This window comes from Corynebacterium sp. TAE3-ERU30 (genome assembly GCF_019209925.1).
Taxonomy (GTDB): Bacteria; Actinomycetota; Actinomycetes; order Mycobacteriales; family Mycobacteriaceae; genus Corynebacterium; species Corynebacterium megadyptis.
In genome coordinates this window covers 163,983-186,735 of sequence record NZ_JAHUTO010000003.1, presented here as the reverse complement: position 1 = coordinate 186,735, position 22,753 = coordinate 163,983, and the positions used below count along the sequence as shown (strand labels likewise).

The 22,753-nt window shown below is 64.0% G+C and carries 17 protein-coding genes; 9 read left to right on the top strand and 8 right to left on the bottom strand.

What is annotated here, in order from left to right:
* Positions 1 to 386: 386 nt before the first annotated feature.
* From KR227_RS06880 to KR227_RS06870, 3 genes are all read left to right on the top strand, one after another.
* On the top strand, positions 387 to 2,099 hold the full coding sequence (locus KR227_RS06880; RefSeq protein ID WP_218364585.1) for a thioester-forming surface-anchored protein: 1,713 nt from the start codon (positions 387 to 389) through the stop codon (positions 2,097 to 2,099).
* A gap of 179 nt (positions 2,100 to 2,278) precedes the next feature.
* Positions 2,279 to 3,475 carry an acetyl-CoA C-acyltransferase gene (locus tag KR227_RS06875; protein ID WP_218364584.1) on the top strand — a complete coding sequence of 399 codons (1,197 nt, stop codon included), beginning with the start codon at positions 2,279 to 2,281 and terminating at the stop codon, positions 3,473 to 3,475.
* Between the two features lie 147 nt (positions 3,476 to 3,622).
* The gene (locus tag KR227_RS06870; RefSeq protein ID WP_218364583.1) at positions 3,623 to 4,393 is read left to right on the top strand and encodes an enoyl-CoA hydratase; all 771 of its coding nucleotides are present in this window, start codon (positions 3,623 to 3,625) and stop codon (positions 4,391 to 4,393) included.
* Between the two features lie 92 nt (positions 4,394 to 4,485).
* Here the strand turns inward: KR227_RS06870 and KR227_RS06865 are convergent, their stop codons facing one another.
* Positions 4,486 to 6,246 (bottom strand): AMP-binding protein, encoded by a 1,761-nt coding sequence (locus KR227_RS06865; protein WP_218364582.1) that lies wholly within the window; start codon positions 6,244 to 6,246, stop codon positions 4,486 to 4,488.
* 181 nt (positions 6,247 to 6,427) lie between these two features.
* Here KR227_RS06865 and KR227_RS06860 point away from each other — a divergent pair, with 181 nt between their 5' ends.
* A complete protein-coding gene (locus KR227_RS06860) occupies positions 6,428 to 8,008 on the top strand; it encodes a succinic semialdehyde dehydrogenase (RefSeq protein ID WP_218364580.1) in 1,581 nt (526 codons plus the stop codon).
* 6 nt (positions 8,009 to 8,014) lie between these two features.
* Here the strand turns inward: KR227_RS06860 and KR227_RS06855 are convergent, their stop codons facing one another.
* Positions 8,015 to 8,599: a TetR/AcrR family transcriptional regulator gene (locus KR227_RS06855; RefSeq protein WP_218364578.1), complete on the bottom strand. Its 585-nt coding sequence runs from the start codon at positions 8,597 to 8,599 to the stop codon at positions 8,015 to 8,017.
* 148 nt (positions 8,600 to 8,747) lie between these two features.
* Here KR227_RS06855 and KR227_RS06850 point away from each other — a divergent pair, with 148 nt between their 5' ends.
* Together KR227_RS06850 and KR227_RS06845 are read left to right on the top strand one after the other, a co-directional pair.
* Positions 8,748 to 9,956, top strand: coding sequence for an acyl-CoA dehydrogenase family protein (locus KR227_RS06850; RefSeq protein WP_218364576.1), 1,209 nt, complete (start codon positions 8,748 to 8,750; stop codon positions 9,954 to 9,956).
* A gap of 29 nt (positions 9,957 to 9,985) precedes the next feature.
* Positions 9,986 to 10,750, top strand: coding sequence for an SDR family NAD(P)-dependent oxidoreductase (locus tag KR227_RS06845; protein ID WP_218364574.1), 765 nt, complete (start codon positions 9,986 to 9,988; stop codon positions 10,748 to 10,750).
* A 315-nt stretch (positions 10,751 to 11,065) separates the two neighbouring features.
* Here the strand turns inward: KR227_RS06845 and KR227_RS06840 are convergent, their stop codons facing one another.
* Positions 11,066 to 12,568 (bottom strand): sodium:alanine symporter family protein, encoded by a 1,503-nt coding sequence (locus KR227_RS06840; protein ID WP_255549180.1) that lies wholly within the window; start codon positions 12,566 to 12,568, stop codon positions 11,066 to 11,068.
* A 195-nt stretch (positions 12,569 to 12,763) separates the two neighbouring features.
* Between KR227_RS06840 and KR227_RS06835 the strand changes: the two genes are divergently transcribed.
* A complete protein-coding gene (locus KR227_RS06835) occupies positions 12,764 to 13,450 on the top strand; it encodes a GntR family transcriptional regulator (protein WP_218364570.1) in 687 nt (228 codons plus the stop codon).
* Positions 13,451 to 13,652: 202 nt separating this feature from the next.
* Here KR227_RS06835 and KR227_RS06830 read toward each other — a convergent pair whose 3' ends face one another.
* Genes KR227_RS06830 through KR227_RS06820 form a run of 3 tightly spaced genes read right to left on the bottom strand, consistent with a single transcriptional unit; the run spans position 13,653 to position 18,228 of the window.
* Positions 13,653 to 14,810 carry an acetoin utilization protein AcuC gene (locus KR227_RS06830; RefSeq protein WP_218364568.1) on the bottom strand — a complete coding sequence of 386 codons (1,158 nt, stop codon included), beginning with the start codon at positions 14,808 to 14,810 and terminating at the stop codon, positions 13,653 to 13,655.
* 6 nt (positions 14,811 to 14,816) lie between these two features.
* Positions 14,817 to 17,546 (bottom strand): GNAT family N-acetyltransferase, encoded by a 2,730-nt coding sequence (locus KR227_RS06825; protein WP_218364566.1) that lies wholly within the window; start codon positions 17,544 to 17,546, stop codon positions 14,817 to 14,819.
* A gap of 4 nt (positions 17,547 to 17,550) precedes the next feature.
* Entirely contained in the window at positions 17,551 to 18,228 is a 678-nt protein-coding gene (locus KR227_RS06820; RefSeq protein ID WP_218364564.1) for a PolC-type DNA polymerase III, read from the bottom strand.
* Positions 18,229 to 18,662: 434 nt separating this feature from the next.
* Here KR227_RS06820 and rplJ point away from each other — a divergent pair, with 434 nt between their 5' ends.
* Positions 18,663 to 19,178, top strand: coding sequence for a 50S ribosomal protein L10 (gene rplJ / locus KR227_RS06815; RefSeq protein WP_151528984.1), 516 nt, complete (start codon positions 18,663 to 18,665; stop codon positions 19,176 to 19,178).
* A gap of 140 nt (positions 19,179 to 19,318) precedes the next feature.
* Positions 19,319 to 19,705 (top strand): 50S ribosomal protein L7/L12, encoded by a 387-nt coding sequence (gene rplL, locus KR227_RS06810; protein ID WP_151528983.1) that lies wholly within the window; start codon positions 19,319 to 19,321, stop codon positions 19,703 to 19,705.
* Between the two features lie 116 nt (positions 19,706 to 19,821).
* Here rplL and KR227_RS06805 read toward each other — a convergent pair whose 3' ends face one another.
* Both KR227_RS06805 and KR227_RS06800 read right to left on the bottom strand, forming a co-directional pair.
* Positions 19,822 to 21,495 carry a hypothetical protein gene (locus KR227_RS06805; RefSeq protein WP_218364562.1) on the bottom strand — a complete coding sequence of 558 codons (1,674 nt, stop codon included), beginning with the start codon at positions 21,493 to 21,495 and terminating at the stop codon, positions 19,822 to 19,824.
* Between the two features lie 53 nt (positions 21,496 to 21,548).
* Positions 21,549 to 22,667, bottom strand: a complete 1,119-nt coding sequence (locus KR227_RS06800) for an alpha/beta hydrolase (RefSeq protein WP_218364561.1) — start codon at positions 22,665 to 22,667, stop codon at positions 21,549 to 21,551.
* Positions 22,668 to 22,753: the final 86 nt, after the last annotated feature.

Here is a 22,753-nt window from a genome sequence, read left to right as displayed (position 1 = left end):
ATGTGGCGAACGGTTCCGATAGTTACCAATCTGTGACCTAAGTAGTCTTTGTGGTCGGGCCTGTGTGCTGCAAAAATAGCGCTTCATCTGCGGTTTACCACATTATTAGTGTCCGATCGGGCATTCCGCCCAGGCTGAGGCTAAAAAGTGGACATTTCAACAAGAATAAATGTTGTAAACAGTGCAGGCTTGCCGCAGCCTGAAAAAGGTATTAGATTTCCACTTCATCGCCATAGACATCCCACGTGTATACGAGATGTGTGTGTTATGGCTCAAAAAACAATCCCGGTGTCCACGGGCGGTACACCTATCCGCCCGGATCGCTGCCGGATCGAATACTGAAAAGCAGGAGAACATTGAACGCTTTAAGAACAAGCTGGGCGGCCGTGCTGGTCGCCATCACCTTGCTCATGGGAGTAATTGCGGTGGGCCTCCCGGCTACCGCTCACGCCGAGGAGCAGGACTACCGCGGCTTCAGTGCTGAGGAACCCTTCAGCCACTACCGTGTCACCGAATGGACCGGACAGAACGTTGCCGATAGCGACGGCGAGGTGGCATTCTGCTTCAACCAGCGCCTGCAGCCTCCGACCTCTGGCGAGTCGAACTATCCGGTACGCATGACCTCGTCCTATGATCTGCTCAAGGCCTCCAACAAGCCCGGTTCCGGGACGAGCTCGGCCTTCGATAACAGCGACGAGTTCAACGATGCCATTCTGCGCACCATCTACAATGGCTACGGCTTCGATGCAGCTGGTATCAAGGATCGCTTCGGCCTCAGCGAGGGCGACTTCTACCACGCCACCCAGCTCGCTGTATGGCGCTACACCGACAACATGTTCACCGCCCGTGGAACCAAGGAGCCCAGCGCTGACTCCTTCGCCGCCGTCGATGACATTGCTCGCCAGAACTTCAATGTGGCTCGCGCCGCTGCCGCCCTTGTCGGCCAAGATCCTGAGGTGCAGCTGGAGCAGCACCCGGACGACGCCGTTATCCGCGTCTATGTGACCGATCAGACCCCGCGCCGTGCGGGCACCGTCGATGCCGAAGCCTTCCAGAACCTGCTTACCGTGGAGATGACCCACGGCAAGGATGGCGAGCGTGTGGTCGTAGACGATAACAAGAAGGAGACCCAGAAGGAGGAGGAGCGCACCCCCTCCGCTATGCGCACCACCGTCTCTGTGGAGGGTGAAAAGGCCTCCGCAGACGCAGCCGTGGAGCTCGACGCCGCCGAGGTGGACGAGGCAGTGCATGTGGTCGATACCATTGACTACGAAGGTTTTGAGCAGGGCAAGGAGTACACCTTCACCGGTGAACTCATGGACCTAGGCGATGATCGTGTTGTCGCTAAGGCCACCCAGGTGGAGACCGTGAGCGAGGCTAAGGGCAGCGTCAAGGTTGATTTCGGCAAGGTCACTCTGGAGCCCGGCCACTCCTACGTTGTCTTTGAGAAGGCAGTACGCACCGAGGCCGGCGAGGCTGTCGAAGGTGGGCACGAGGTTCTGCACCAGGACCGCGAGGATCGCGCACAGACGATCGTTGTTAAGTCCGCCCCTGTTGTGCCTGAGCAGACCACCTCTGAAGAACCGATGCCGTCCCAGACTCCGGAAAAGCCCACCCAGGCTCCGGTAAAGCCTTCCTGCCCGAAGAGCCCCGAGTGCGCTAAGCCCGAGGGGCCGAAGAAGGACGAGCCCAAGAAGGACGAGCCGAAGAAGGACGAGCCGAAGAAGGACGAGCCGGCTAAGGGGACTGAGCGCGAGGAGGAGAAGTCCGAGACCACCGAGTCCGAGACCTCCACTCCGGAGGAGACCACTTCTGTGAACTCCGAGACCTCCGAGTCCACCACCCCGTCTTCCACGACTCGCTCGGTGGCCGCTCCCGGTACCTCCACTGCCGAGAAGCCGATCCGCACTCAGGGTTCCGCACCTCACACCACGGTGCCTCACACCACCGCGGCTCCCTCGAAGTCGGCAGCTAAGGAAGAAAAGCGCCACGGCCTGGCTAATACCGGTGCCTCGGTGATCACCATGAGCATCATTGCTCTCGTGATGATCTTCCTCGGCGGCACGCTCCTCTTGGTCCGACTGCGTAGCCGCGACTAGGAGAATGCGTCGACAAGCGTCACGTGATTAATAAAAGCTTCAGGGCATAGCCTTCCACTGCGGGGGCTGTGCCCTTTGGCGTTTCTGGAGATACCCACAAAGATGTGGCGTGGATCTCATGGTGGCGGTACGATAGGGGTTCAAAACGTACACCTTGTGTTTCTCCATCGGGAGGCCCCATGACAATCACCGCGGATACGGACATCGTCATTGTCGGTGCTGCACGCACCCCTACCGGCCGCATGCTCGGTGCACTTTCGCAGCTCAGTGCGCCTGAGCTGGCAGCGATCGCCATGCGCCACGCCCTCGAGAGTGCGCCCATTCCCGCCGCCGCGGTCGACGCGGTGATTCTCGGGCATGTGCTCAGCGCAGGCGTAGGGCAAAACCCCGCCAAACAAGCGGCATTAGCTGCCGGTATTTCTCCGCGGGCGCACACCGCGAGCGTGAATAAAGTATGTCTCTCCGGCTTGAGCGCGATTATCGACGCCACCCGCATGCTGCGGCTCGGGGATGCCGAGGTGGTGGTGGCTGGTGGAATGGAGTCCATGTCCCAGGCCCCGCATCTACTCATGGATAGCAGGCGGGGCACCACCTTTGGCCCGCTGCACACCCTCGATCACATGAGTCACGATGGGCTGAGTGCGGCCGACCTGCATATCTCCATGGGGGAGCTCGCGGAGTCGCACGCGCAGCGCTATCCCGCGAGCCGCGAGGAACAAGACGAGGTGGCCGCGCGCTCGCATCAGCGCGCCGCCCGCGCCACCGCGGAAGGGTACTTCGACGCCGAGATCGTTCCCGTTCTCACCTCTTCCCGCGAGGGGGAGGTCCTGCTCAGCGAGGATGAGGGGATCCGCCCCGAGTGCACGGTCGATACCCTCGTGCGGTTGCGTCCCGCCTTTGCTGCCGAGGGCACGCTCACGGCGGGCAATTCCTCACAGATCTCCGATGGGGCTGCTGCGGTGGTGCTTACCCAGCGGCGTATCGCTGCGGAGCAGGGTTGGACTGTCCTTGCGGTCGTGAAAGCGCATGGGCAGGTCGCAGGTCCCGATAACTCCCTGCAGGAGCAACCGGCGCAAGCATTACTGACCGCGCTGTCAGCCCAAGGTTGGCGGGCGAGTGATCTCGACTGGGTGGAGATCAACGAGGCCTTTGCCGCGGTGGTCGTGCACTCAGCGCGGGTGCTGGGAATCGAGCCTGCGGTACTCAATCCCGATGGTGGCGCGATTGCTCTCGGGCATCCGATCGGTGCCTCGGGGGCGCGGCTGGTGGTGCACGCCGCCCAGGCGCTGCACGCCGGGCGGGGCCAGCGGGCGGGAGTGAGCCTGTGCGGCGGTGGTGGCCAAGGCGAGGCCCTGCTGCTCGAGCGCGCCACCTAGCAGGCTGCGATAGCTCAGGGGGCGATGCCCTCTCTCAGCAGTTGTGCGTATCGTGGCAGATACACCGCCGTGGCGCGTTTCCCGAGGGGCGTTGTCCCACGAGCGAGCTAATACAACTACCTATCACTCTGAACTCGAAGGAGAGCCATGACCGAGACTATTGTGTGCGAGACCCGAGGCCGTGTTGGCCTGATTACCCTCAATCGCCCCAAGGCGCTCAACGCCCTCAACGAAGCCACCATGCGCGAGGTCGTTGCCGCGGCCCAGGCCTATGACGCGGACGATGCCATCGGCTGCATCGTGATCACCGGATCAGAGAAGGCCTTTGCGGCGGGGGCGGACATCAAGGAGATGGCCAAGCAATCCGCCACCGACATGTACCGCAGCAACTGGTTTGCCGAGTGGGACGGGCTTACCGCCGTGCGTACCCCCGTGATCGCCGCGGTGAGCGGCTATGCCCTTGGCGGCGGCTGTGAGCTGGCCATGATGTGCGACTTCATCATCGCCGCCGAGTCCGCCCGCTTCGGGCAGCCGGAGATCAAGCTGGGCGTGCTGCCCGGCATGGGCGGTTCCCAGCGGCTCACCCGCGCGGTGGGCAAGTCCAAGGCCATGGACATGTGCTTGACTGGGCGGATGATGGATGCCGAGGAAGCTGAGCGGGCCGGTTTGGTCTCTCGGGTGGTGCCCACGGAGTCTTTGCTGGAAGAGACGCTCGCGGTGGCCGAGGAGATCGCTGCGAAGTCTCTCGTTGCCGCCACGATGGTCAAAGAGGCGGTCAATGCCGCTTTCGAAACCACCCTGCAGCAAGGCGTGCTCTTCGAGCGCCGCGTCTTCCACTCGGCCTTCGCCTCCCAGGATCAAAAGGAAGGCATGGACGCCTTTGTGAACAAGCGCGACGCCGAGTTCACTCACCGCTAAAACCCGCCGCGATGGCACAGCACGCGCCCACCCCGAGCATTCGGGTGGGCGCGTGGTGCGTGTGTCCAGGTGGCTGAGCAGCGAGGCCGCTTTTAACCTTTGAGGGAGGGGAAATCGCTATCGGCCCACTCTGTGGCCACCGTGGAGGCACCGGCATCGGCCTGGTGAATGTCCATTTCGCGGCGCCGTAGATCCACGCGCCGGATCTTGCCGGAGACGGTCTTGGGAAGATCGTGGAACTCGAGGCGGCGAATCCGCTTATAAGGGGCAAGTGCCGCCCGGCAATGCCGCAGAATGCTCTCGGCAGTCTCGGCGGTGGGCTCATAGCCGGCCGCGAGAATCACATAGGCCTTGGGTACCGCGAGGCGAATCGGGTCGGGGGAGGGCACCACCGCCACCTCGGCCACGGCCGGGTGCTCGATCACCGCGGACTCGAGCTCGAAGGGGGAGAGGCGATAGTCCGAGGCCTTGAACACATCATCAGCGCGGCCAATATAGGTGATATAGCCGTCCTCGTCGCGCTCGGCGATATCGCCGGTGTGGTAGAAGCCCTCGCGGAAGGTCTCGGCATTTTTCGCGGGATCGCCATAATAGCCCGGGGTGAGACCCACAGGCCGCGGGTCGAGGGAGATACAGATTTCGCCATGATCGCCCTGCTCATCGGTGGCGGGGTCTTTCAACACGATCTCGAAGCCGGGCATGGGTCGGCCCATGGAGCCGGCCTTCACGGGATTGCCGGGGGAGTTGGCGATCTGCAGCGAGGACTCGGTTTGGCCGAATCCATCGCGGATGGTCACGCCCCACTTCTTTTCCACATGGCTGATCAACTCTGGGTTCAGCGGCTCGCCGGCGGCCACCACCTTCCGTGGCGGGGTGGTGAGAAGGTCCAGGTCGGCTTGGGCCAGCATGCGCCACACGGTCGGTGGGGCACAGAAGCTCGTGACCTTCTCCTCGTCCATCTTCTGCATCAGGGCGGCGGCGTCGAAGCGCGCATAGTTATAGAGGAAAATGGTGGCCCCGGCGATGAAGGGGCCGAAGAAGTTCGACCACGCATGCTTCGCCCAGCCAGGGGCTGCCACGTTGAGGTGCACATCCCCCGGCTCGAGGCCGATCCAGTACATGGTGCTCAAGTGGCCCACCGGATAGGAGGTGTGGGTATGCTCCACCAGCTTCGCCTTGGAGGTGGTGCCGGAGGTGAAGTAGAGCAGCAGGGTATCGTCCGCGCCGGTTGCCTCGCTGAGCTCGAACTCCGTCGGCGCGTGGAAGGACTCGGAATACTGCACGGTGGGATGGGAATGTTGTGCCGGTGGTGCATCGCTGCCGTCTGGGCCGATTTGGATCACGGTGAACTCGCCGTCTACGTCGTTGAACTTCTCGGCGTCCTCGGGGTTCGCCACCACCCACGACACCTCGGCGCGGGTGGTGCGATCCTGCAGATCCGCCGCCCCGAGCATCGCGGTGGCCGGGTTGAGCACGAAGCCGCCGCGAATGCAGGCGAGCATCGTCTCCCACAGCTCCACTTGGTTATTGAGCATGAGCATCACGCGGTCGCCGCGGCGCATGCCGATCTGGTGAAACCACGCGGCGAGTTGGGTGCTGCGTTGCGCCAGCTCGGCGTAGGTGCGGCGGGTATCGGAGCCATCGACCTCGGTGATCACGAGGGCTTCGCGCGTGGCGGAGTCGGGGTGGGTGGCGAGATAGTCGAACCAGTCGCTGGCAAAGTTGAAGGTCTCGAAGCGGGGCCAGTGGAAGCCGGCGCGCGCTGCGTCGTAGTCCTGCTGGTGTTCCACGAGGAAGTCACGGGCCGCGAGAAATGCGCGGGTGGTGTCGTTGGGAATGATCGCCTGAGCCATGGGTACTCCTTCGCTGGGCGGGTGTAGCGCGGATCAATATTCATGAGTCGATGTGATGTGAGTCTCAAGCCTAAACGAAGACGTTCCAAAATGATACGGTTTCTCCAAAAAATGTACTGATGTGTGCGTGAGCTGCTGGGCAGAGCGCCGGCGGGGCAGTGGAGTTGGTACTCTCCGAGGCATGATGCCGCATCGTCTCGCCCTTGGCCCCCTGCCCACCGATCTCGCAGCGTCCCTCCGCCAGCTCACTGTGCCCGCGCGGGAAGGTGCCGGCGAGCGGGAGCGCATCCCGGTGGAGGCTCCCTTTAGCGGCGAGACGATTGCGTGGGTTTATGCCGGCACCGAGGGGGATGTGCTGGAGGCCTTCGCTCGGGCGCGCAGCGCCCAGGCCGCCTGGCGTACGGTCTCCCCAGCGCAGCGCCGCGTGATTGTTGAGCGCTTTCATGACGCCGTTCTCCGCCACCGGGACCTGCTCTGCGATATTGTGCAGCTGGAGACGGGCAAGAACCGCACCTCGGCCTTCGATGAGGTCATGGACGTGGCCACCAATGCGCGCTATTACGCCCGCCATGCGGAGAAATTCCTCGCCCCGCGGCGGCGTCGTGGCGCCATGCCGGTGCTCTCGCGCTCGCGGGAGTACCACCATCCTCATGGGGTGGTGGGGCAGATCAGCCCCTGGAACTATCCGCTCTCCTTGAGTATCTGCGATGCACTTCCTGCTCTCTTGGCCGGTAATGCCGTGGTGCTTAAGCCGGATAGTGCCACCCCGTTTACGGCATTGCTCGCCTACCAGTTGCTTTTCGACGCTGGCCTGCCTCGCGACCTAGCGCAGATCGTCACCGGCTCCGGCGCGGTAGTCGGCGGCGCCGTGGCGGAGCAGTGCGATTATTTGATGTTTACCGGCTCGAGCGCCACCGGCGCACTCTTAGGCGAGACGGCGGGGCGTCGCCTGATCGGCTACTCGGCGGAGCTAGGCGGGAAAAATCCGATGATCGTCTGCGCCGATGCCGATCTCGACGCCGCGGTGCGCTGCGCCATCGATGGCTGTTTTAGCAATTCTGGCCAGCTGTGCGTGTCGATTGAGCGCATCTATGTGGAAAAGCCGGTGTATGCGGCCTTCCGCGATGCCTTTGTGCAGCGGGTTAAGCAGCTCTCCCACGTGCGCGGTTTCGCTTGGGATGCGGATATGGGCTCGCTGGCCTCGGCCACCCAGCTGGAGAGCGTGCACTCCTTTGTGGAGGACGCCCGCGCTCACGGGGCGCAGGTGCTTGCCGGCGGACGCGCCCGCCCCGATCTGGGTCCCTATTTCTACGAGGCCACCGTGCTCAGCGATGTGCCGGAGCAGGCGCGGCTGCGCACCGAAGAGGTCTTTGGCCCGGTGGTGTATCTCCAGCCGGTGGAGGATGTGCAGGAGGCGATCGCCGCGGCCAATGACACACGCTATGGGCTCAATGCCAGCGTGTGTGCCGCTCCCGCTACCGCCTGGGAGCTGGCGCCGCAGGTGACTTCGGGGTCGGTCGCGATCAACGATGGCTACACGGCCGCGTGGGCGGCAATCGATAACCCCATGGGTGGCAGGAAGGATTCTGGGCTGGCGCACCGGCATGGCCGCGAGGGCATGATGAAATACACGGCCGCCCAAAACATCACTGAGCAGCGCTTCCTCTCCATTCGCGGCCCGCAGCGGCTCTCGCGTCGCGGCTATGCGCGGATCATGACGGCGGCGCTGCGCCTGGGCAAGGCGCTACGGCTGCTGCCCTAAGCTGGCTCAGCTCGCGTCGATGCCGTGCAGGATGATCCCGCCCAAGACCTGATAGGTGTCTTGAATCGGCAGGGTGTGCGCGTATTCCCCCGCCTGGATGTGGGTCATGGTGGCGTCGATAAGCGCGGCTAAAAAGGAGGCCGGTACCTCGCGAAACTCCCCTGCCTGCATGCCATCGGTGATGATGCGCTGGATTTGGGCGGTGGCCGCGCGGGTATTGGTGATGTAGACCTCGGTGGCTACCGGCAACGTGCACATATCGTGCATGAATTCTTGGGACGCCGGCTGCAGGGCCTCGGACATGGCATTGAAATAGCGCTCCAATGCTTGTCGACGACTCCCTGCGTCCCTGATCGCCGCAGTCGTGTGCTCGGCCACGTCCCGAAAGAAACTCACCAAAACCCGGCGGATGATCTCATCGCGCGTTCGGCCCACCGCATAGATGGTGGACTTCGAGCAATGCAGGGTGCGCACCGCCTGATCGATGGTGAAATCAGCGAAACCGTGGGCGAGAAAATCCTTGCGCAGGGTGGCAAAAAGCTCCTGTTGGCGTGGGGTCAGCGGGGCGGCGACGGGGGTGGTAGTGGTCATGAAGTGAGGGGGCTTTCTAGCGCAGGATCTCGGCAAAGGGCTGTACATTCCACACAGCAACTGTACAATTCCTGAATAAACCGTACTTTGTGTTCTAGGACACACATGCTGTTGTGGCTTTGTCCTTGTTTCATCTTAGGAGCACCCCATGTCCCACCCGCACGCCGGACTCCCTACTGATCCCGCCCTGCTCGCGAAAGCGCATATCCCCGAGGTCGATATCCTCGCCGTGGCACACATGCTGGACGAGCAGGAGCGCACCCGTCTTGCCGCCCTCCACGATGTCCTGCAAACACAGGTTCGCCCCGTGGTGGGCGAGTATTGGGACCGCGAAGAGTTCCCCTTCGATCTGCTGCCCCTGCTCGCCGAGCACGGATTAGGCGAACTCGAATTCTCCGGCGCCTCGCGGCTGTTCAAGGGGCTCGCCTATGCCGAGGTCACCCGCGCCGATGTCTCCCTCTCCGCGCTGGTCGGCATTCACAATGAGCTGGTCGTAGACCTCATTAGCCAGCTCGGCTCCGACGAGCAGAAGAACAGGTGGCTGCCGGGGCTGCGGCGCTTCGACAACCTCGGCTGTTTCGCCCTCACCGAACCGGAGCATGGCTCCGATGTGGCAGGGGGCCTGGCCTTAAGCGCCGAACGCACCGCAAACGGCTGGGTGCTCAATGGCGCCAAGCGCTGGATCGGTGGTGGCACCTTCGCCGACTTTGCCATCCTCTTCGCCCGCGATGTTGCCGATAGGCAGGTCAAGGGCTTCATCGTGGAGTTGAACGCGCCCGGTATTACGCGAAGCAAAATCTCGCGCAAGATGGGCCTGCGCATCATGCAGAACGCGGACCTCGCCTTCGACCACGTGGAGGTACCAGACTCCGCGCTCATCCCCGGAGCGGAATCCTTCGCCGCCACCAATGAGATGCTGCGCAACTCCCGCGCCTGGGTGGGCTGGCAGGCCGCAGGGATTCAGCTCGCCATGTTCGATCGCGCCCGCCACATCGCGCTGACGCGGATCCAGTTCGGCACCCCCATCGCCGCCTTCCAGCTGGTACAAGAACAGCTCACACGAATCCTCGGCAATGCCACCGCCACCTTGTCCATGATGGCCTCCATCGCACGGCTCCAAGAAGAAGACGCCTTCGATATGCCCCACGCCGCGCTGGTCAAAGCCACCGGCACCCGCCTCGCCCGGGAATCGGCGCAGCTAGCCCGCGCTATCGGCGGCGGCAACGGCATCCTCACTGACTATGAGGTCTCCAAACTGCTCAACGACGCCGAGATCCTCTACACCTATGAGGGCACCTATGAGATCAACTCGCTCATTGTTGGTCGCGCCGTCACGGGTATATCCGCCTTCGTCTAATAAGCCCTGTACAGATTTAAGGAGCAGCCATGCAGATTGAACCAGGAACCGTTGCCATCATCACCGGAGGAGCCTCCGGGCTGGGGGCGGCAACCGCCCAGCGCCTGCAGCAGCGCGGCATGACTATCGCGGCCTGTGATCTTCCCGATGCCATCGATGCCTGTGAACAGCCGCTCGACGGGGTGCACTACATTCCGGTGGACGTCAGCGATCCGGAGCAGGTGCAGGCGGCAGTGGACGCCGCCGCCCGCCTCGGTGAGATCCGCGTGGTGGTGACCTGCGCCGGGATCGCGCCCTCGAAGCGCATCGTGGGCCGGGCAGGGGCCCACGATCCCGAGCTCTTCGCGAAGGTGATCAACATTAACCTCTGCGGCACTTTCTCGGTGGTGGCAGCGGCCGCGGCCGTAATGGCCCAGCAAGAACCGGTGAACGAGGACGGCATTCGCGGCGTCATCCTCATGACCGCCTCGGTGGCGGCATTCGAAGGGCAGATAGGCCAGGCAGCCTATGCGGCCTCCAAAGGCGGGGTCCATGCCCTCACCCTCACCGCCGCCCGGGATCTGGCCCGCAGCGGTATCAGGGTGAACGCCATCGCGCCGGGCGTGGTGGCTACCCCAATGATGGCCGCAATGCCAGATAGTGTGCGCGAAGAGCTCGAGGCGCGCGTGCCCCTCCCGGGGCGCATGGCGCACCCGCGAGAATATGCCGCGCTCGTAGAAAGCATCGTGGACAATGACTATCTCAATGGAGAAACCATCCGCCTCGATGGTTCTTTAAGGATGCCACCGCAGTAGGCAGTAACTCCTGCCCAGGCCGCGGGCTGCGAGAAGCCAACTAGGTAACCGAGCGGACAGGAATGTGGGGAAAGAAGCGCCGAAAAAAGATCGCCACCCCTTGTGCCTGGAGTACTGGGTGCTGCAGAACAGCACCCCCAGGCCAGTGGTGGCGGTGGGGAGAATAACGAGAATCTCCCAGTGGAGGGCGCACAGTCCGCTCCGCGGCCCAACCCTCCGGCGAGCGGAGAGACAGGCGCGTATCAGCGGAAGATGCACTCGCGGCTCGGGGCGTCCGAGCTCACGCGAGGGCACGGAGTTGCGCGTGTGCCTGAACTAATCGGTGTTCAGCATCTTTACTTGCTCCGGTTCGGGAGCGGGTTCCATCTTGCCGGCGGCGGTGGCCTTGCGGTAGCCGGCGATTTCGCGGCGCAGCGGCCCGGCCAGCAGGTAGATGCCGAGAATATTGGGGATGGCCACGAAGAAGAAGGCGGCGTCGGAGAAGCGCACGACGGTGTCCAGCGACACGGCTGCACCCACCACAATCATGATGAGGTAGCCGATCTTATAGGCCATCTCGGCCTTCTTGCTGTTATTGAACACATAGCCGGCGGCCTTCTGGCCGTAGTAGGCATAAGACAGCAGGGTGGAGAAGGCGAAAATCACAATGCACAGCGAGAGCACATAGGTAAAGCCCTGGTTCACGGTGGCAAAGGCGCCGGTGGCCATCATCACGCCCTCATCGCTGGCGTTCTGGTACACGCCAGTGGTGATGATTGCCAGGGAGGTGAGAGTGCAGACCACAACGGAGTCGACGAAGGGCTCCCATGCGGCGGTCAGGCCCTCCTCGGTGGCGTTCTGGTTCTTGGTGGCGGAGTGCGCGAAGCCAGCGGTACCAACACCGGCAACGTTGGAGAACAGCGCACGCTGGATACCGATCACCATCACACCGATCACACCGCCGGTCACGCCCTCAGGGGTGAAGGCGCCGGAGATGATGAGGGAGAAGGCGCTTCCCAGCTTGTCAAAGTTCACTGCGAGCACGGTGAGAACACCCACCACGTAGAGCACCGCCATCAGCGGAACCATGCGGGAGGTCCAATTGGAGATGGACTGGATGCCGCCGATGATCACCACGGCAGCGGGGATGGCGAGGATGACACCAATCAGCCACGCATTGCCGCTGAAGAAGCTCTCCGAGCCACCGGTGATCTCGATAACGTGCAGGGCCACCTGGTTTGCCTGGAAGATATTGCCGGCACCGAAGGCGGCAATGGCGAAGCCGATGGCGTAGGTCATGCCCAACACCTTGCCCAGCTTGGCCTTGCCCACGGAGGCGAGGCCATCGCTGAGGTAATACATGGGGCCACCGGAGATGGTGCCATCGCTATTGACGCGACGGAACATCTGGGAGAGGGTGGCCTCGGCCATCTTCACGGCCATGCCGATCACGCCGGCGAGGACGATCCAGAAGGAGGCGCCGGGGCCGCCGGCACCAATGGCCACGGCCACACCGGCGATATTGCCGAGTCCCACCGTTCCGGCGAGCTCGGTAGCAAAGGCTTGGAAGCTCGTCACCTCGCCCGGGTCAGATTTCTTGGCCAGCCGGCCGCGAATAACGTGCATCGTTTGTGCCGCATCGCGGATGGGGCGGACGCGAAGAAAGAATGTGCAGAATAGTCCCGCGAGGAGTAGCCATACGACCACGAGGGGCAGCTGGGCGCCGCCCACGGGGATGGAGAAGAACACAACCTTCTCCATAACGTCCACGATTGGTCCGAATACGGACTGAATAACGCTGTCGACTGATTTCGCTTGCGACAAGGTGACGTAATCCATCACCATGAATCTCCTTTCACATGAGCACACACGGCGCCGGAGCGACGGCGTGGTGCAGTCTTCTTTGCCTGGTTTGTGCCTCACTGCATAGGCACACGGCCCTGAGACGTGGAGCTCAGTTTATGTTATATATAACCTAAAGGCACAAGTTGTGGGTCCTCATACGTCCGGTATGGGGCCATAGAGGAGGTGTGCATGTCCGACGTGGAGGGCTTTGTCGGTGAGGAGGGACAGACCTGGAGCACCTATAAGTCGTGGGTGGAGACGCATATTCGGCTCTTGCTGCTGCAGGGAGATATGCAGGTGGGGCAGATCTACTCGGCGAATGCCATGGCGAAGGAGCTGCAGGTGTCCAACTCGCCGGTGCGAGAGGCCATGATGAGCTTGACAGAGCGTGGTCTGCTGGAGCTGGTGCGCAATCGTGGTTTCCGCGTGGTGCGGCTCGGCAGTACGGATGTATGGGAGATCTACCAGCTACGTCGGCTCCTAGAGGTAGAGGCCGTGCGCACGGTGGCGGCAGCGCGGCTGACATCAGAGCAGGTCGCGAACATAGAGGAGTATGCGGCACATGCCGATGAGCTCTCGACGGGGGCGAGTGCTGGAGGCATGTTCGACTATCTCGAGGCGGATCACCACTTTCACCTCTACCTGGTATCGCTAACGGGCAATCAGCGGTGGGTGGAACTGCTGGGGCGGCTGCGCGATCAGTGCCGGGTGAACGGGCTGCATGCGCATGCGCCGCACTATGGCTCGACAGCGGCCGCGCCGGCACGCCATATCGACATCGCGGATGCGGTCATCACCCGTGATGTGCGGCGGGCCGTGCAGGCGATGGAGGCACATCTGGACTATCTGAGAATGGCGGCAGAGGACAATATTTAGCGCGTTATCGCAGCGCCGCCGAGTGTGGCGATCCTTGCCCGCGCGGACTATGAGCTAGAACACTTCTAGGCGTCTGGTTATCGATAACGGGGCCATATTCCTGTGAGGGGGATAAATGCGCCGCGCTGCCCGGGGTGTCATGGGGGCATAGTTCTCTCAGCTTTGCCCTGCGCTGGAGCCGTCACGGAGACCAGGTGTGGCCCTAGGGGCTCGGATAGGAGGCGATACCCCAATAGGGAAATGCCGCCTTGGAGGTCGCCACCATGGCCTGGCAGCGCTGCCCGCCGATGACTTCGGTGGGCTCCACCCCAGCCAGATCGGCCCACGAATCGCCCAGCGTGGTCGAGGTAGGCACCACCCCGTGGCGGTGCACTCGGCTCTCCCATCCGGCGGGCATGGGCGTGGCCATGTCGAGTTCCACCCCGGCGACTACGGCCAGGAGCGCCGCCCAGCTGCGAGCCAGCGAGTCCCGGTGGTAGCCGCCACCGCCGAGGGCCACCCAGCGGCCCTGGGCATAGCGATCCGCCCATCGCCGCACCGAACGTGCGACCATCTCCATGGCGTTGACCGACAGCCTCATGTGGGTCAGCGGATCGGCGCGATGCGGGTCGGCACCATGCTGGGAGATGATGATCTCTGGGGCGAAGCGTTGGAGCAGCGGCGGGATGATGCCATGAACCGCGCGCAGCCATTCCCGATCTGTGATGTCTTTTTCCACGGCCACATTGACCGCGGTGCCCAGGGCCTGCGGTCCCCCGATATCCCCAGCGAAGCCGGTGCCGGGGAAAAGATAGAGCCCCGATTCGTGGACTGAGATCGTCAGCACCCGCGGATCATCCCAAAACATCTGCTCCACCCCATCGCCGTGGTGGGCATCGACGTCCACATAGGCCACCCGCTGGGCGCCATGGCGCAGCAGCCACTCAATGGCCGCGGCGGCGTCGTTAAGCATGCAAAAACCAGAAATTCCTCGGCGCTGCGCGTGGTGCAGGCCGCCGGCAATATTGACCGCCCGTGTGCAGTGGCCCTCCCACACCAGCTGCGCAGCGGTGGTCGAGGCGGCCACGATATCGAGCGCCACCTCATGGATTCCGGCGGCGAGAGGATTGTCCTCGGTGCCCCAGCCATAGGCGGGATTGGGGGTGAGCTGGCCGAGCGCCGCCAGATAGTCGGGGTCATGGATCCGGCGCGCCTGTTCGCGGTGCTGCGGCAGCGGAACGGCGGTATCGCAGAGCGGCAGAACGCCAAGATAGTCCGCCAGCTCCACGGCCAGCCGAACCCGGTCTGGGCCCATGGGGTGCTCGCGCCCAAAGCTATAGCTATACAGCGTTTCCGAGTGCAGCAACACAGGTCGGGACATGACGCATCACATCGCTCGAATCAGGGGATCGCGGGAGCGGGACTGTGGCTGCACCACCACGCGCGCGCCCACCACCTGGGCACCGTGGGGGCTGGCGATCACTGGCGTGAGCTCGATCTCCGCGACGCTGGCCAGATCGTCCTTCAACTGGGCGAGCTGCACAATAATGCGCTGCAGCGCGCTGAGGTCGGCCGCCTCGGTGCCGCGATAGCCGGTGAGCAGTGGGGCAGTGGCAAGGTGAGTGATCATGGCGCGGGCCTCTGTCTCGCTCAGGGGAGGGGTGCACCAGCGACGATCCTCATTCAGCACCGCCGCGGCCGAGGTCAGCCCCAGCGAGATCATCGGGCCCAGCACGGGGTTTTCGATACCGCGCACATTCACTGCAGTGCCGGTGGACACCGTCGGCTGCACCACCGGGTGCAGGGCCTGGACGGCCTCCTCGGCGGTGGCGGCCAGCCCCAGCTCCACGCCCAGCTGGCCGAGCGCATCCCAAGCGCGGCGCAAGGAGGCGAGATCGTTGATCGCGCGGTGAATGGTGTGTAGCTCCGGGCGGCCGCGTACCTGGGCGGCGGTGGCTTTCAGCACCACATTCCAGCCGAAGCCCTCGGCGGCGGAGTGGGCCTCATCCACTGTGCGGGCCGGCTCCCAGCGCACCAGCTCAATGCCATAGCAGGACAAGAGCTCCGCACAGTCCTCATCGCTGAGTGCCCCGCCCTCCGGAGCGGCCGCGAGCGCGCGCTCGATCACGGAGGTGGCACGTCCGCGATCGAACCCGGCGCTATCCGGCTGCTCATAACGCTGCTTCGCCTTGATCTCGGCGGTCTCCACGATCACCCCGAGTGCTTCGAGGGCATCGGCATAGTTCCGGAAGAGCGGCACCCCAGAGCATCCAGTTTCCGCAGAGAGGTGAGCGAGACGCTCATCGAAGCCCACCACGGCGGCAAGGAGCGGAATAGCGGCGTCGGCGGCCAGAGCGTGCAGCTGCGGCAGTACGGGGGCGATGATCGGCTCGCTGATCTCTACTGCGGCACACAGCACCGCATTGCAGTCGCTACGGAGGGCCTCTGCGGTGGCGGCGACCAGTCCCGCCACTGGTTCCCCGCGTACGGTGACCGCCTCGGCCACCAGCCCGAAACGGCCTGCGGCCTGGGCCATCTGCTCGCTCAAGCCCGCCGAGTTGGAGATCACCGTCACCCGGCGACCGCCCGGCGCCGGTTGGGAGGAGAGGATGCGCGCAATATCGAACATCGTGTCGCGCCGGGAGACCGCCATCGCCCCGGTGCGGCGAATGACCTCATCGAAGGCGGCGGCAGGGGCGTGCACCTCGGAGTCCTGCGCCGCGGGGTCGTGGGCCGCGGCGGCGGGCAGTGCCGAGCGCAGCGCACGGGAGGGGCTAAACACCACCACATGTTTATCCACGGCGAGGCGGCGGAGCAGCCGGAAGAACTTACGCGGGTTACCGATGGCGTCGAGGCTTAATAGCGCGATGGAGGTAGCCTCATCGGCGCTCCAATACTGGATCACGTCATTGCCGGTGACATCCGCGAAAGCGCCGGAGGCGAGAAAAGAACTGATGCCGATCTTCAGCTCCACTGCGCGGGCGAGAGCCAGGGTGGCCACCCCGGCGGACTGGGTGAATAGTCCCACCGGCCCGCGCTGTGGGAGCGGTGCCGGGGTGGCGTTGAGACTCACCTCGGGGTCAGTATTGATCAGCCCGAGCGAGGCCGGCCCGAGGGCACGTATGCCGCGGGCGCGGGCCGCACTCAGCACGTGGCGGGCATCCTCGCTACTCAAGGAGGGATTCTCCCCCCGCGCCAGCACTACGATGCCCGTTGCCTCTTTCGCCGCGGCAGTGGCCAAGAGCGCGTCAAAGCTTTCTTGCTCATAGTGGGCCACCACCAGATCGATGGGGCCAGGAATGGCAGCGAGCAGCTCGGGGGCTGCGGGAGCCGCCGGGGCTGGATCCTCCGCCGCCGGTGCGGGGGCGTGCACCGGCCCCGTGCTCACATGCACCTGCCCGCGGAAATGCGAGGAGAAGATGCGGCTAATGAAGGCCTGCATTCTGTCGCTATCGCCCACCACCGCTACGGAGCGTGGGCGCAGCAGCCGCGAAATCGCGGCCGCCTCGGATTTATGCTCGCGTTGCAGCATCACCTCGCGGGAACGGTCGGTGGGGTCGATCTGAAAATCGACGGTGATAAAACCGTCCTCCAGTTCAGGGCGAACCTCATAGCCGGCGCGGCGAAAGACGTGCACCATCGCGCGGTTCTGGGTGAGCATCTCCGCAAAGAAGCGCTCCACCTTATTATCGCGGCCCGCTTGTGCCAGATGCTCGAGCAAAATATTGGCCGCCCCCTTGCCTTGGGCGTCGTCCTGAACCAGGAAGGACACATCGGCCACGCGCTGGGGCAGGAGCTTGTCCACCACCCCGTAGTGGGCGGTGGCGATGATCTGCTCGCGCATGGTGAGCACCAGCGTGACCGTATCGCGGTGGTCCACCTGCACCCAGGAGTCCAAATCGCTCTCGCTGAGAGTGGGGTGGGCGCTAAAGAACCGCAAGTATTTCGAGGCATCGGAGACGCGCGTATAAAACTCCACCAGCAGCGGGCGGTCGCTGTCGCGTACCGCGCGGACAGTGGCCACGCTGCCGTCATAGAGGATCACATCCGCGTCCCAGGCGGCGGTGCTATCCGCGCCACGGGAGGGCTGTGCTGCGGGGGCGCTGTGGGGGCTCATAGTTTCACTCTAGCGAAGTAAAAGTATTCTGAGTCACACTTTGCCGGGGCCGGCGGCGGCGCGGATAGCGGGGCGCTGCCATCGCGCGGAGCGCTGGGCTGAGTCCGTGGTGAAAGGCGAAGGACTCGGTGGGTGGCGCTAGCTCTAGCCGTTGCATACAGGCGGCGAGCAGCTCGGCGGTGGCGCGCGCATCAGCAAGCGCGGTGTGCGCGGCGGCATTGTTAATGCCGGCCATCTCCAAGAGCGTGCGCAGGCTTCGCGAAGGAGAGCTGGGATAAGCCGCACGCCCGAGTACGCAGGTATCGAGGTAGTGGCAGCGGAGTGGTGCGAATTCCACCTCCACCGCCGCAAACTCGCGGCGCAAAAAACGCAGATCAAAGGGGGCATTATGGGCGACGAGCACCCGCTGATCGAGCAGCTCGGCCAGCTCGGCGGCTACCTCGGCGAAGCGCGGGGCATCGCGCACATCGGCGGCGCTAATGCCATGGATCGCCGTGGTGGGAATGGCGCAGCCCGGCTGCACGAGGCTTTCCCATTCCCGCAGGATCGTCCCCCGCGCATCGCTGATGACTACCCCGATTTCCACCACCCGATCGCGCTCGCCCAGCCCGGTGGTCTCCAGATCAACCACGGCGAATTCCACATCCGCAGCGGGGCGCGGGGCCGGGTTGGCGGCGGGCATGACTGATCTCCTGAAGCGTTCGGTAGCGGGTCGATATCTGTGAGTGTAGGCCCCGGGGCAGACAGCGTCCGCTCTTGGGCGCACGGGTGTGCGAGGGCCGGTGGGGGTGTGGGGCTGCAAGCGTCGATAAGCGAAGGAACGCTGAGCATATTTGACTTCTACAGCGACAAGGGGATAGGTTAAGCAGTCGAAGTTTGAGCGGCTCGCCTCATCGGCGGGTCGCGACAAGTTTCACCGAAGACCGTCGGTCATCCGCCCAGCCTGGGCGGGTCGAAGGTGCTGAAGTGATTCAGCCGGCCCACGCAGGAGACACTTGGAATCATGCCTTTCAGTAGTGAAAGGGATATGCCCTGTGCTCTTGCACGGGGCTTTCTGCATCTGTGGGAAGCCTCGGCGGAAACGACACAAGACATATTGAGGAAGGAGGCGAAGTAATGGCTAACCCGAAGAACGCATCGGATCTTGCGGAGCTCAAGGCTCGCTTTGAGAACGCAGACTCCATTTTCGTCAGTGAGTACCGCGGCCTGTCCGTGGCTCAGATGACTGAACTGCGTCGTTCGCTCGGCGAAGATGTCCAGTACTCCGTCGCCAAGAACACCCTGATGAAGCTGGCTCTTAAGGATGCCGGCGTCGAGGGCCTCGACGATGTTTTCACCGGACCCACCGCAGTCGCCTTCGTTAAGGGCGAGGCAGTTGACGCTGCCAAGGCGATGAAGAAGTTCGGCGAAGACAACAAGGCTTTCGTCATCAAGGGCGGCTTCATGGACGGTGACGCGCTCAATGCTGAGCAGGTCTCCGCTATCGCTGACCTGGACAACCGCGAGGTCACCCTCGCGAAGCTGGCCGGCGCCATGAAGGGCAGCTTGGCAAAGGCCGCTGGCCTGTTCAACGCTCCCGCTTCTCAGGTGGCTCGACTCGCTGTCGCGCTGCAGGAGAAGAAGGAAGACTAACCCTGAACTTTTGCAGCTTGTCGACGCCATCCCGGCGGCGAGATACCGCGAAAGTACACACTCATTACACCTAGATTCACCTCGGCGGCCGCGCACTGGCGCCACCGCTGGGGAGGAACACTACCGAAAGGATTGCCATCATGGCTAAGCTCACCAAGGACGAGCTCATTGAAGCTTTCAAGGAAATGACCCTCATCGAGCTCTCCGAGTTCGTTAAGGAATTCGAAGAGGTCTTCGACGTCACCGCTGCTGCTCCGGTTGCTGCTGTTGCTGCTGCTCCGGGCGCTGAGGGTGCCGCTGCTGCTGAGGAGAAGGACGAGTTCGACGTCGTTCTCGAGGACGCTGGCTCCAAGAAGATCGGCGTTATTAAGGCTGTCCGCGAGATCGTCTCCGGCCTGGGCCTGAAGGAAGCCAAGGAGCTCGTTGAGTCCGCTCCGAAGGCTATCATCGAGGGCGCTAACAAGGACGACGCTGAGGCTGCCAAGACCAAGCTCGAGGATGCCGGCGCTAAGGTCTCCCTCAAGTAAGGTCATTTCCTTTTCTCCGCTGCCGCCGCGCGTGGCAGCGTGAGAAGGTACATGCCTAAAAACCTCCCCGCACTGTAGGTGCTGGGGAGGTTTTTGCTGTGCCCGAGGGCCTGCGGCTAGCGCTCCACGGCGTGCAGCGTGGCGGTGTCACTGATGAGCGGGGCCGCGAGATTCGGCACCGGGGAGTTGATGATCTCCATGGTGTTCGGGGTGACCTTCAGATACACCTGATGGAACTGCTCATCGCCCAGATAGTCCCGCAGGAAGCGCGCCAGGGCGGGATCGTTGGCCGCGGCGCTGCGGGTGGCCTCGGGCACCTCAAAGGCGGCCATATAGTTGCGCGGCACAGCCTGCACCAGGCCTGCTGGGCGTGGCCCAAACTCGCCCTCGATGGGCAAGGTGCGCATACTCAGCGCCGAGCCGAGACGGCCATCGATAGTGTGCAGCACGAGGGGATAGCGGCGCCCGTTGATCTGCAGGTCCACCTCGCGGGAGGGCGAGGCATAAGCAAACTCATCTACCTCCAGGCGGGCGGCGTCGCTGAGCGATCCCGCATAGGAGAAGGGCGAGGCAGGGGCGAGAGTCTCGTGGGAGCGATCATAGGAGGAGTTCTCCAGCAGCGTGCCCTGCAAGGGCGCGTCGGTGGGGGTGAACTCCCACTCGCTGGCGCGCAGCTGCTTATGCCAGTAGCCGGTGCGGCCTGCGTGGCGGCCCTCGACCCGCAATTCCCGCTGCGCCGAACCAGCGGCGGTGGAGTGGATAGAGATGCGGTCGGTGATCTCGCCGGGGATATGCGGCTGCTGGGCCCAGTCCTCGGCCGGCAGCCCAATCGGGGCGGTGCGAGGATCCAGCCGGTGGCGCAGCGCATCGGGCGCGGCGGGGCGAGCATCCTCGCCCCACGTGTAGCGGAACTGGGCCGGATCGGAGCCGTTGATATCAAAATCCGACAGGCGAGTGTACATATCGCCATACTTATTGGTGACAAAGATGACCGAGCCGCCAGCACTGATGCTGTGCACGCGGAAACGCGAGTTCAGTGGGGTGCCCACCTCATAGGAGTAGTCGCGGGCCAGCCACGGATCGAGGGTGTAGATCCGCGAGCCATCCTCGCTCAGCGCCACCACCTGGGTGACCTTCGCCAAAGAGATCGGCTGCTGCTTGCCATCGGGGGTGTCATACCAGCGGTCGGTGTGGGTGCCGATCACGCTCAGCGCCCAGCGGCCCGGTTCCGTGGTGGGGGAGCGGTGCCCCTTCCCCAGCCAGACCGGCCCGCCCCACGCCCGGATCCAGCCCCAGCGGCTGGGGCTGGATAAGAGATTAGACAGGGTGTACATCCACCCCGCGTCATCAAGGGCCACTAGCGCATCTTCGTTGAGCGAGATGCCCACGATTTCCCCACGCAGGCAGTCGGGAGTAGGCAGCTGCCGCCAGACCGGATCGCCCACATGGCGCACGGCAAGCTCGCCGTGGCGCAGCGCCACCTCCACCTTGTCATTAAAGCCCTGGGTATTATCGCGCAGCACCACCTGCTCGGGAAGTCCTGCAGGATCGGCCACCGGCAAGTCCTCATAGCCCTCATCACCGAAATCCGGCGGCACCAGCCCCAAGGGGAACTGCCCATAGCCCTGGGCCGGATTACCCAGATGCGGCACACAGGCACGGGGGCCAGCCGAGTCGGGAAGAACCGGCTGCGGGCTATCGCCCACGGCCTGGGCGGTGGCGGTAGCGGTGGGTACGAGCGCGAGCGTGGCGCAGAGGGTGAGCAGGCGGCGGCGCAGTGTCGAGGTCATGGGAACAACTCCTTGGTCGCGAGCGGCGCGGATGGTGGGCGCAGGGCGCAGGGCTAGCCGATATTCTCCCGCTGCACATCGTGCAGCTCGGAGTCAGACGCCAAGCCCTCACCGGTGTAGATGGCCTGGGTGCGCTCCGAATTGCTCAGCACGTACTCGCTGAAGGAGAGCACCAGACCGCCGTACACGTTGTGCTCCGGGGCATCCACGAAGGTGCCATGGAAGGCATTGTTCACGGTGGCGCGCCACTTGGGGCCGCGGGCATTGGTGTAGAGCAACTCAGAGATCGGGTGGGCCACCAGGGTCTCGTGCTCGGCGAAGAGCACCAGCGCGGGCTTGGTGGTGGGCTCGGAGGCGAGCCCGAAATCCGCGGGGCCGGGGTTGACGGCGGTCACGCCACGAACGGCGAAGTTCTCATCGCCCACGGCGTGCATCGCCGGCCCGAGGCTTTCGGCCACGCGCATCACAGCGCCGCCGCCGGCCGAGTGGCCGACGAGCACGGTGCGGGAGGTGTCAATCTTGCCCTGCAGCGGGCCCGGGCTGGTGGTGGCGTCGATCGCGGCGGTGGCGGCCAGCTCCACTTGGTAGCCGAACCAGTTGATCCAGGTGTAGCCGATGGCCACCACATAGCCGTGGCTGGCGTAGAGCTCGGCTTGGCGAGAAACCATGCCCGGCTCGGCGCCGATGCCGGGGGAGAGCACGATCAACGGTGCGGGATCAGACTCGGCGATGTCTGCCGGGTAGACCAGCTGGGAGCCGATGGGGGATTCCGGTCCAGAGGGCCAGGTGCCATAGCAGGGCGCCTCCGAGTTCGCGCCGTTCTGGTAGCGCAATATCGAGTTGTAGAACACATAAAAAGCGTCGGTGCACTGCCGCGCTACCGTGGTGGCGGCCACCTCGTGGGGGCCGCGCTGACCAAAGGTGCTGCGGATCGCGCCGGGAGCCTCGTTATAGGGGGCGGTGAGCCGCAGCCCAGTGAGGCCGGCCTCGCGCAGCGGCTCCGGCACGAAGGGCGGCGCGATGTCCTCCGGCAGATCCGGCCAGCCGGAAGTGGAGGAGCTTACTTCTGGGGCCGGAGGAAGCAGCGGGGCGGCGACGGCGTGCTGGGGCAGCAGCAGGGCAGTGGTGGATACCAGCGCGAGTGCGGCGCCGCGGCGAGAGATAGGGGCCATGGGATCCAGCTTTCTATGTCGATGAAAAATAGATGAACGCTATAGAAGAGAATCCTAAGTGCGTTGCGGGTCACATAGAAGAGCTC